Source organism: Streptomyces sp. NPDC001027 (assembly GCF_040299045.1).
Classification (GTDB): Bacteria; Actinomycetota; Actinomycetes; order Streptomycetales; family Streptomycetaceae; genus Streptomyces.
Genome location: NZ_JBEPBI010000481.1, coordinates 1 through 2,663, shown reverse-complemented (window position 1 = coordinate 2,663; position 2,663 = coordinate 1). Strand labels below are relative to the sequence as shown.

4 protein-coding genes are annotated in these 2,663 nt (G+C 70.2%); all 4 read right to left on the bottom strand.

Going from position 1 to position 2,663, the window contains the following annotated elements; genetic code table 11:
* Positions 1-124, bottom strand: a 124-nt coding sequence (locus ABT300_RS43025; RefSeq protein WP_351688331.1) for an S-adenosylmethionine synthetase N-terminal domain-containing protein, incomplete at its 3' end; no start/stop codon positions are given.
* Between the two features lie 239 nt (positions 125-363).
* A complete protein-coding gene (gene coaBC / locus ABT300_RS43020; RefSeq protein ID WP_351688328.1) occupies positions 364-1,566 on the bottom strand; it encodes a bifunctional phosphopantothenoylcysteine decarboxylase/phosphopantothenate--cysteine ligase CoaBC in 1,203 nt (400 codons plus the stop codon).
* Positions 1,567-1,688: 122 nt separating this feature from the next.
* Positions 1,689-1,961 carry a DNA-directed RNA polymerase subunit omega gene (gene rpoZ, locus ABT300_RS43015; protein WP_003988945.1) on the bottom strand — a complete coding sequence of 91 codons (273 nt, stop codon included), beginning with the start codon at positions 1,959-1,961 and terminating at the stop codon, positions 1,689-1,691.
* Positions 1,962-2,013: 52 nt separating this feature from the next.
* On the bottom strand, positions 2,014-2,607 hold the full coding sequence (gene gmk / locus ABT300_RS43010; protein ID WP_351688325.1) for a guanylate kinase: 594 nt from the start codon (positions 2,605-2,607) through the stop codon (positions 2,014-2,016).
* Positions 2,608-2,663 lie beyond the last annotated feature (56 nt).

The following is a 2,663-nucleotide window of genomic DNA, read 5'->3' as shown; positions in this document are numbered from 1 at the left end:
CGGCGACCCGGGAGGCCGGGTCCTCACGCAGCAGGGCGTCGAGGATGGTGTCGCTGATCTGGTCAGCGATCTTGTCGGGGTGACCCTCGGTCACAGACTCCGAAGTGAACAGGCGACGGGACACAACGCTCCCTGGGGTTGCAGCGGCTGCTGGCTGATCATTGGCGGACGCGACGGGAGCTGCGCCCGGCGTCGTCCGAGAACAGTTTATCGGTCGTGCCCCGCCGCGGGCCCACCCGTCTCGCCTCTCGGGAGCGCTGTGACCTGCGGCACGGGCATTCTGCCGAATGCCCGCCGCCCTTGGCCAGGGGACGCGGACCCGAATCCGGCCGGGCCGGCCGTGATCGCGACCGTGCCGGGCGGTCAGTCCAGACGCTGTGCCACCAGGTCCCACACGATGTCGGCGAGGGCCTCCTTCGGGCCGTGCGGCACGGGGGTTTCACTGCCGTCGGCCCCCAGCACCACGGCCTCGTTCTCCTCGGAGCCGAACGTCCTGCGCTCCCCCACCTCGTTCACCACGAGGAGATCGCAGCCTTTGCGCCGCAGCTTCTTCCGGCCGTTCGCCAGCACGTCGTCGGTCTCGGCGGCGAAGCCGACAACCACCTGGTTGGGGCGCGCCCGGTCGGCGGAAAGCTCCGCGAGGATGTCCGGATTTCGCACCAGGACGACGGGGGCGGGCTCCTCGCCGTCCTTCTTCTTGATCTTGCCGGACGCGTAGGTCTGCGGCCGGAAGTCGGCGACCGCGGCGGCCATGACGACCGCGTCGGCGTCACCCGCGGTCTTCAGGACCGCCTCCCGCAGCTGTACGGCCGTGCCGACCGGGACCACGTCGACCCCCGCGGGGTCGGGCAGAGCGGTGTTGGCCGCTATGAGCGTGACGCGGGCGCCGCGGGCCGCGGCGGTGCGGGCCAGGGCGTACCCCTGCTTGCCGGAGGAGCGGTTGCCGAGGAAGCGGACCGGGTCGAGCGGCTCCCGGGTGCCGCCGGCGCTGATCACGACATGCCGGCCGGTCAGGTCCGGTTCCCGCACGCCTCTGACCAGGACGCGGCGGCAGACCTCGAAGATCTCGGCCGGGTCGGGCAGTCGGCCCTTGCCGGTGTCGACGCCGGTGAGACGCCCGACGGCCGGCTCGATCACCAGGGCGCCCCGGCGGCGCAGCGTCGCCACGTTCTCCTGGGTGGCCGGGTGCTCCCACATCTCGGTGTGCATCGCGGGGGCGAAGACGACCGGACAGCGGGCGGTGAGGAGCGTGTTGGCAAGGAGGTCGTCGGCCAGGCCGTGGGCGGCCTTGGCGAGCATGTCCGCCGTGGCGGGGGCGACGACCACCAGGTCGGCGTGCTGGCCGATGCGGACGTGCGGTACCTCGTGGACGTCGTCCCAGACCTGTGTGGAGACGGGGTGACCGGAGAGGGCGGACCAGGTGGCGGCGCCGACGAAGTGCAGCGCGGACGCGGTGGGCACGACACGCACGTCATGCCCCGACTCGGTCAGTCTGCGCAGCAGCTCGCAGGCCTTGTAGGCGGCGATGCCGCCGCTGACCCCCAGAACGACCTTCGGCTTGTCCACCGCTTCTCCCCGGACCTCGGCGCGCGTACGCCGCGGCTCCCGGCGTACGGGTCCATCACACACCACAGGCCCGGCAGTCGCGCTGCCGGGCCTGTGGAAAAACCCACGGTGAGCCGAAAATACTACTGCGCAGGGCCCTCGACGGCCTCGGACGTCAGCAGACCGGCGTTGATCTCGCGCAGGGCGATCGACAGCGGCTTCTCGTGGACGTGGGTGTCGACGAGCGGACCGACGTACTCGAGGAGGCCCTCGCCGAGCTGCGAGTAGTACGCGTTGATCTGACGCGCCCGCTTGGCCGCGTAGATCACGAGGCTGTACTTCGAGTCGGTGGCCTCGAGGAGCTCGTCGATCGGCGGGTTGATGATGCCCTCGGGCGCGGAGATGGAAGAGGACACGCTCTACCTTCCGATGGATGGGAAAAAATAGGTCATGATCACAGATTCGTGATCACACAACATCCATCAAGGCTAGCAGCTCGCGTGCCACGTCCTCGACGGAGGTGTTGACCAGGGTGACGTCGAACTCCGGCTCGGCGGCGAGTTCGATCTTCGCCGCCTCCAGGCGGCGCTCGATCACCTCGGGCGGTTCGGTGCCCCGCCCGGTGAGCCTGCGCACCAGCTCGTCCCACGAGGGAGGGGCCAGGAACACCAGCCGGGCCTCGGACATGGACTCGCGGACCTGCCGGGCGCCCTGGAGGTCGATCTCCAGGAGCACCGGCTCGCCCGACTCCAGGCGCTCCAACACGGCGGCGCGCGGAGTGCCGTAACGGTTGCCGGCGAACTCGGCCCACTCCAGCAGCTCGCCGTTGGCGATCAGCTTGTCCATCTCGTCGTCGGTGACGAAGAAATAGTGGAGGCCGTGCCGTTCGCCGGGCCGGGGCTTACGGGTCGTCGCCGACACCGAGAGCCAGACCTCGGGGTGTTCCTTGCGCATATGAGCGACGACCGTGCTCTTGCCGACCCCTGAGGGGCCGGAGAGCACGGTCAGCCGCGGACGTGCGTCCGGGGGTTCGGGGGTCGTCCCCCGGAGGTTTACTGCCATGCAGCGATTATTCCAGCAATCCCGGAGTGCCCGGGACTCCCTTCCGGCAGGACCCG